Source organism: Microbulbifer litoralis (assembly GCF_023634065.1).
GTDB lineage: Bacteria > Pseudomonadota > Gammaproteobacteria > Pseudomonadales > Cellvibrionaceae > Microbulbifer > Microbulbifer litoralis.
In genome coordinates, this window is record NZ_JALKCV010000021.1 from 24,171 (window position 1) to 30,523 (window position 6,353).

7 protein-coding genes are annotated in these 6,353 nt (G+C 63.5%); 4 read left to right on the plus strand and 3 right to left on the minus strand.

Annotation, left to right across the window (positions count from 1 at the left end):
* The first annotated feature begins 25 nt into the window (after positions 1 to 25).
* On the plus strand, positions 26 to 1,048 hold the full coding sequence (locus MWN76_RS20425) for an NAD-dependent epimerase (RefSeq protein WP_250464969.1): 1,023 nt from the start codon (positions 26 to 28) through the stop codon (positions 1,046 to 1,048).
* Positions 1,049 to 1,100: 52 nt separating this feature from the next.
* Here MWN76_RS20425 and MWN76_RS20430 read toward each other — a convergent pair whose 3' ends face one another.
* A complete protein-coding gene (locus tag MWN76_RS20430) occupies positions 1,101 to 1,859 on the minus strand; it encodes a 3-deoxy-D-manno-octulosonic acid kinase (protein WP_250464971.1) in 759 nt (252 codons plus the stop codon).
* A 66-nt stretch (positions 1,860 to 1,925) separates the two neighbouring features.
* Positions 1,926 to 2,816 (minus strand): glycosyltransferase family 2 protein, encoded by an 891-nt coding sequence (locus MWN76_RS20435; protein ID WP_250464974.1) that lies wholly within the window; start codon positions 2,814 to 2,816, stop codon positions 1,926 to 1,928.
* A 212-nt stretch (positions 2,817 to 3,028) separates the two neighbouring features.
* Between MWN76_RS20435 and MWN76_RS20440 the strand changes: the two genes are divergently transcribed.
* Together MWN76_RS20440 and MWN76_RS20445 are read left to right on the plus strand one after the other, a co-directional pair.
* Positions 3,029 to 3,871: a glycosyltransferase family 2 protein gene (locus tag MWN76_RS20440; protein WP_250464976.1), complete on the plus strand. Its 843-nt coding sequence runs from the start codon at positions 3,029 to 3,031 to the stop codon at positions 3,869 to 3,871.
* Positions 3,872 to 3,922: 51 nt separating this feature from the next.
* On the plus strand, positions 3,923 to 4,822 hold the full coding sequence (locus MWN76_RS20445; protein ID WP_250464978.1) for a glycosyltransferase family A protein: 900 nt from the start codon (positions 3,923 to 3,925) through the stop codon (positions 4,820 to 4,822).
* 5 nt (positions 4,823 to 4,827) lie between these two features.
* Here the strand turns inward: MWN76_RS20445 and MWN76_RS20450 are convergent, their stop codons facing one another.
* Entirely contained in the window at positions 4,828 to 5,517 is a 690-nt protein-coding gene (locus tag MWN76_RS20450; RefSeq protein ID WP_250464980.1) for a hypothetical protein, read from the minus strand.
* Between the two features lie 223 nt (positions 5,518 to 5,740).
* On the opposite strand from MWN76_RS20450, the gene MWN76_RS20455 reads away from it, so the two are divergent.
* Positions 5,741 to 6,353, plus strand: a 613-nt coding sequence (locus MWN76_RS20455; protein ID WP_250464982.1) for a 2OG-Fe(II) oxygenase, incomplete at its 3' end; no start/stop codon positions are given.

The window sequence follows — 6,353 nt, forward strand, 5'->3', positions numbered from 1 at the left end:
AATCTGAACAAAACCGAGGTCATCAATGAAGTGTCTGGTAACGGGCAATGCCGGCTTTATCGGATTCCATGTCGCCAAGCGGCTGATGGAACGGGGGGACAGTGTCGTCGGCATCGATAACGTCAACGACTATTACGACACGGCGTTGAAGGAAGCCCGGCTGCAACTCCTCGAGCAGACCGCCCGCGACCAGGGTGTCGAATACGAATTCCTGCGCGGTAATATCGCCGACAAGGGGTTGGTCGAGCAGTGCTTCGCCGGGCACCGCTTCGATCGGGTCATCCACCTGGCGGCCCAGGCCGGCGTCCGGCACTCGATCGAGCATCCGGACGCCTATGTGGAGAGCAACCTGGTCGGCTTCACCAATATGCTCGAGGCCTGCCGCCACGCCGACACACCGCACCTGGTCTATGCCAGCACCAGCAGCGTCTACGGTGCCAACAGCAAAATGCCGTTCAGTGAAAACGACGGCGCCGACCACCCGCTGCAGTTCTATGCCGCCACCAAGCGCGCCAACGAGCTGATGGCCCACAGCTACAGCCACCTGTTCAGACTGCCCACCACCGGGCTGCGTTTCTTTACCGTCTACGGCCCCTGGGGACGCCCGGACATGGCGCTGTTCAAATTCACCCGGCTGATGCTGGCGGGGGAGCCGATCCCGGTTTTCAACCGGGGGCACCACAGCCGCGATTTCACCTTTATCGATGACATCGTCGAGGGAGTGGTCAAGGCCAGCGACGATATTGCGCGGCCCGATCCGGACTGGTCCGGCGAACAGCCGCTGCCGGCCACCGGCAGTGCGCCGTTTCGCATTTTCAATATCGGCAACGGCAAGCCGGCGCTGCTGAGCGAATATATCGAGGAGCTGGAAAAGGCCCTGGGTGTGGAGGCGAAAAAAGATTACCTGCCGATGCAGCAGGGGGATATCCTCGATACCCACGCCGATACCCGGCGCCTGGAAAACGCCATTCACTACAAACCCGATACCGGCATTCGCGCGGGCATCGAGCAGTTTGTGGCCTGGTACAGGGATTACTATCGGGTCTGAGTTGACCGGGGCGGCGCACTCACAGGATGCCGGGCCCACGCATGTTTCGGGATCACCCCGCGGCAACCGCCGCATCGTAACCACTGCGCAGCGCGCGCCAGTCGTCCTCGGCAAAATGGAAAACCGGCAGCCGGCGACGCAGTTTGCACAGCGAGCGGTGCAGCCGCTGAAGGTTGGCCAAAGCCGCTCGCGCGGTGAGCTTCTCGCGTATTTCGCTCTTGTCGAAATCCACCAGGAAGACTTCCCCCGCTCTCGTCAGCAGGATATTGCTGGCGTTGAGATCGGCGTGGTAGACCCGCTGTCGATGGAAGCCGGCAATGGCACGCCCCACCTTGCTCCAGGCTTCCGCGGGCAGCGGGGCACGGCTGAGCATTTCCGTGAGCGATTGCGAATCGGGGATTTTCTCCGTGACGAGCTCGCCGCCATAGGTCAGCGGCGACAGTTTTTCGCAGCGCGCCGCCACCGGCCGTGGAACCGGCAGGTCCAGCGAGCGCATCCTGTCGAGCAGGTGGAACTCGCGCCACATGCGCGTCTCGTCCAGATCGTGATACCAGTAGGATCGCTTTACCATGCGGCCCGGCAGCCCGCCGCGGTGGTAACGCTTGTAGACGAACTCGCCGTCACCGTTACTGAACAACACCGCCTGGCCGCGTTTCGGGGCGCACCTGTCGCAGTGCCGCGCCAGCCATTCGCGATCGAAGAATTGCTCGCAGTCGGGCCCCACGATCTCGCTGTCGTAGATGATCTGCGACTTTTTTCCCTGAGACCCTTTGCCCTCAAATTGCCGGCAATGCACGGTTGGCAACCTCATTTAATTATTATCGAATGCCTGATAGCGGATGTTCGACGCAGGCCCCCAAGCCTTTTCAGCGCCCTTTTATCTGGATTTGCGCTCCAGTCGATCCAGCAACTTGAGCAGTGATGCTCCCTGCATCGGATCGTAGGTCCAGGGCGCCCTCAGGCGGGCGCCGCCGCGCAGCTGCAGAATTTCCTCGGCCACCGGCAGTCGCGGCGGCCGGGCACTTCGCAGGTTCTCAACCGCGGCGTCATCCATATATTCCAACGGATAGAGTCCGCAGCGCCGATACCACTCGCCGAAACGCAGCGCCAGGGATTTTTGCTTGCCGCGGTAGGCGCGCCCGTTCGGCAACCACATGGAAAAGGGCGCACGCAGCCGCCCCATACGACAGAAAAGCGCTCTGGCCCGGCGGTTGTTGACCGACTCCCCCACTTCAAAACACCAGTTCACCGCACGCAGGCGCCGGGTGCTGGCGATCAGCAGGGCCGAAAACCAGGTGCCGGTAGAGCGCTTCTGTGGATACCAGAACCACAGGCCCGACGCCTCGTCGAAACGGAAATCCCGGTCCGTCTCGCGTTTCAGCGAGATACCGCGCACAAAGGCCGGGGAGATGAACCCCAGCTTCGGCTCCCGCTCGAAACACTGCTCGAAATCGCGAATATCCGCCGCGGTGAGCCGGCGCACCATCTGCGTATCGTCCTGCAGGAAGCAGATCAGCTCGTCCTCACCGGCCATCTCGTAGGCAGCCTGCATATTGGCGTAGAGGCCACCCAGTTTATGCCCGCTATCGGCGGTCCTGGAAATGACCCTGTGCCGCTCGCCGATACGCTCGAGCACCGCGCGCGTCTCTTCGTCATCGCTGCCATCGTCGATCACCGTCAGCCCGCAGTCGGGCGCGCACTCCTCGATGGAGCGGATACAGTTATCGAGAAAAGGCCCCCGATTGTAGGAAAAGACAAAGATATGCATTATTCGCGTGACTCCAGCGTATCCTGCGCAGGATAACAGATCTCTATTGCCGGCCTGTTGCACCGGCTCCGGGCCCTTCCGGATAGCGCGGGAGGGCCGTTCGCTTTCCCCCGGCCGATGTTATATGCTCGCCGCCCAAGCGCGCGGCCCGGGCACTCCGGCCGGAGAAAGCGCGCCATTGTATAGCAATCAGCAGCCCCGTGAATGACTCGATGAACCAGTCCCTGATTCTCACCACCTACAATTCCCCGCGCTGGCTGGAAAAGGTGCTCTGGGGCTACAGCTGCCAGACGGAACTGCCGCTGGAGGTCATCGTCGCCGACGACGGCTCGACTCCGGAAACCGCCGAGCTGGTGGCGCGCATGCGCGGCGAGACCGGCCTCGATATCCGCCATGTCTGGCAGCGGGACGACGGTTTCCGCAAGTGCCGGATACTGAACAAGGCGATACTCCACGCCCGGGGTGACTATGTGGTCTTCACCGATGGTGACTGCATTCCGCGGCGGGATTTCCTCGCGGTACACCGGCGCCGCGCCGAACCCGGCTACTTCCTCTCCGGCAGCTACTTCAAGCTGCCCATGAGCACCAGCGAGACCATTTCCAGGGACGACATCCTCAGCGGCCGCTGCTTCGACCTGTCCTGGCTGCAGGCGCACGGCCTGAAAAGCCGGCGCAAGACCATGAAGCTGCGCGCCGGCCCGCGCCTGGCGCCGTGGTTGAACCGCCTCACCCCCACCGCCTGCAACCTCAAGGGCTCCAATGCCTCGGCGTGGCTGGAAGACATACTGCGAGTCAACGGTTTCGATGAACGCATGGCCTGGGGCGGCCTGGACCGGGAGTTCGGCGTGCGCCTGGAAAACGCCGGCATCAAGCCGCGCCACGTGCGTTACGACGCGATCTGCGTGCACCTGGATCACCCGCGCGGCTACGCCGACCCGGAGATCGTCGCGCGCAACAGGGCGCTGCGCATCAGCAGCGCAAAAGAGGGGGTGGTCGAAACCCCCTGCGGTATCCGCCAGCTCCGGGACGCCGGCTACACCCCCGAAGCCGGCTGAACAGGCCCCCGAATCACAAACAACCGCCCGCGATGCCGGGCCAGCCGAGCTATGCACAAGACTTCGCCCCAACCCAACTGGTACGACCCCTGGGTCGGCCGCTTCCTGCGCCTGGCCGCCAGCGGCTGGGTGCCGGCCTCCTGGTTCCGGAAACCGCTGCCGCCGGAAGGCGAGCGCGCGGCCCGCACCGGTGTGCTGGATATCGAGATCGTCAGCCACTGCTGGCAATACGCCCACTTCCTGGTCTACCAGTTGAGTTCGCTGGCGCTGTACCCGCCGACCAGGGCCACCGTGACCATGACGGTCTACTACAACGGCGAGGATGAAAAGACGCGCGCGCTGCTCGACTTCTTCTCCCGCCAGCAGGTACCCGGCGTTACCTGGAACTGGTGCGAACTGCCGAAAGAATCCCTGTTCCGGCGCGCCATCGGCCGCAACGAGGCGGCCCTGAACAGCCGCGCGGACTGGGTCTGGTTTACCGACTGCGACCTGCTGTTCCGCGACGGCTGCCTGGACGGGCTGTCAGATGCGCTGCAGGGCCGGCGGGATGCCCTGGTGTTCCCGGCCAGCGAGCGGATCACCACCCTGCTTGCCGACGATGACCCGATGTTCAATTTCGATCCGGAACAGCTGCGGCTGGCGGATATCGACGACTCGCGCTTCGTCGAGCAGCAGCGCACCCGCGCCACCGGGCCACTGCAGATCACCCACGGCGATGTCGCCCGGGCCGCCGGTTACTGCGACAGCCTGGGCTATTACCAGAAACCGGCGGAGAAGTGGTGCAAGGCACACGAGGACCGCGCCTTCCGCTGGCTGCTGGGCACCCGCGGCATGCCACTGGACATCCCCGGTGTCTACCGTATCCGCCATATCAGCAAGGGACGCTACACCGGCAGCGAGTTCAGCACGCGAATTCGCAGCGGCGTGCGCAAGGCCACCTCGGAGCACTGAGGCGGCTACAGGCGGTAGCCGTAGTGCGCCGCGGCCGCCTCCAGGTCGCGGCGGGTTCCATCCGGTAACAGCTCCAGGGTGATATCGTCGCGCTTGCGGCCGCGGGTATTCAGATCGGTGGGCAACGCCGCAAAAATATCCCCAACCGCCCCCGGGTCGTGGGGAAACCCGATCCGCGCCAGTATCTCCAGCAGCAGCGGCAGGTCGAAATCCTCAATCCGGTAGCACATATAGGACCGCTGCCCCGCCCGCGATTCCACCAGCGCATTCCAGTCAATCCAGAAGCGCGCCAGCCGGTCCACCTGCTGCACCAGCGGCAGGGCCGCAAAACGCGCCTTGCAATATTGTGGGAACTGCGGCAGATGCCGGTGCCGATAGCGACCGTGTACCCAGCCCTTTTTATGGCGCGAGCGGATAAACTCCAGCGGGTGGCGCAGTTGGTGGAACACCAGGGTCTCTTCCGGCAACAGCGACAATAGCGGCGCCGCTTCCCAGGCCGCCTCGCCGTACGGCGGCATACGCCACTGCAGCCTGCGCAGCCCGGTCCGGGCCAGGTATTCGGACAGGCGCGAAGGGCGCCCCTTGCCATTGAAGAACTTCTCGTGGCGACAGGTACAACCCAGCCGGTTCAACAGCTGGGCGGTATAAGTGGTGCCGGACCGGCCACAGCCGGTGATCACGAATCGCTTGGTCATGCGGGTTCTGGAGCGGTGCTGTCGGGCACCTGTACCTCTCGCGTTGCAGCCCTTGCGCCTCCCTTCGCCTGTTATCTGTGCCGCCCCAACTCCCGCGACACCAGAGTATTGTATCTACCGGCGCGCCATCCGGAGGCGCGCGCCGTCACAGATCCAGTGGGGGATTAGGCTTGCGTAGCCAGCGGTGTACAATGCCCCGCACAGCTTACAGAACGCCGTTTCCATGAATATGCTCAATATCGCCGACTTCAGCGCCGCGCCGGTAAAGACCGACCCCTTCCCGTACTTTTACCTGGAGCGCTCGATCGTCCCTGAATATGTCCAGACACTGATCGACAAGTTCCCGCCGCTGGAACGGGGGGGGAGCTTCAATATCGACGATATCGAGACGGCGGAGGAACTCCGCCGGTTCGTCGAGCAGTTCGACAGTGCGGAAGTCCGCTCGATCATCGGTGACAAACTGGATATCGATGTCTCGGACAAACCGATGATGGCCACGCTGCGCGGCTACTCCCGCGCAAAGGACGGCCGTATCCATACCGATTCCAAAACCAAGCTGGTCACGGTGCTGATCTATCTCAACGGGGATTGGGAAGCGGAGACCGGGCGCCTGCGCATCCTGCGCGGCGAAAACGATATGGAAGACTTCGCCGAGGAGCTGTCTCCCGGGCCCGGCGCCATGGTGGCTTTCAAGGTGACCGACAATTGCTGGCACGGCTACCGCAGCTTCGAGGGCCGGCGGCAGGCGATCCAGATCAACTACCTCACCGGCGACGGGGTGCGGGCCAAACACCGCCTGTTCCACAGGTTGAGCGCCAGGCTCAAGTCCCTGTTTC

What these genes read in the sequence shown, in the direction of transcription:
- MWN76_RS20445 (WP_250464978.1), top strand. Translation starts at nt 3,923, where the DNA reads ATGCACAAGACTTCGCCCCAACCCAACTGGTACGACCCCTGGGTCGGC.
- MWN76_RS20435 (WP_250464974.1), bottom strand. Translation starts at nt 2,816, where the DNA reads ATGCATATCTTTGTCTTTTCCTACAATCGGGGGCCTTTTCTCGATAAC.
- MWN76_RS20430 (WP_250464971.1), bottom strand. Translation starts at nt 1,859, where the DNA reads ATGAGGTTGCCAACCGTGCATTGCCGGCAATTTGAGGGCAAAGGGTCT.
- MWN76_RS20440 (WP_250464976.1), top strand. Translation starts at nt 3,029, where the DNA reads ATGAACCAGTCCCTGATTCTCACCACCTACAATTCCCCGCGCTGGCTG.
- MWN76_RS20450 (WP_250464980.1), bottom strand. Translation starts at nt 5,517, where the DNA reads ATGACCAAGCGATTCGTGATCACCGGCTGTGGCCGGTCCGGCACCACT.
- MWN76_RS20425 (WP_250464969.1), top strand. Translation starts at nt 26, where the DNA reads ATGAAGTGTCTGGTAACGGGCAATGCCGGCTTTATCGGATTCCATGTC.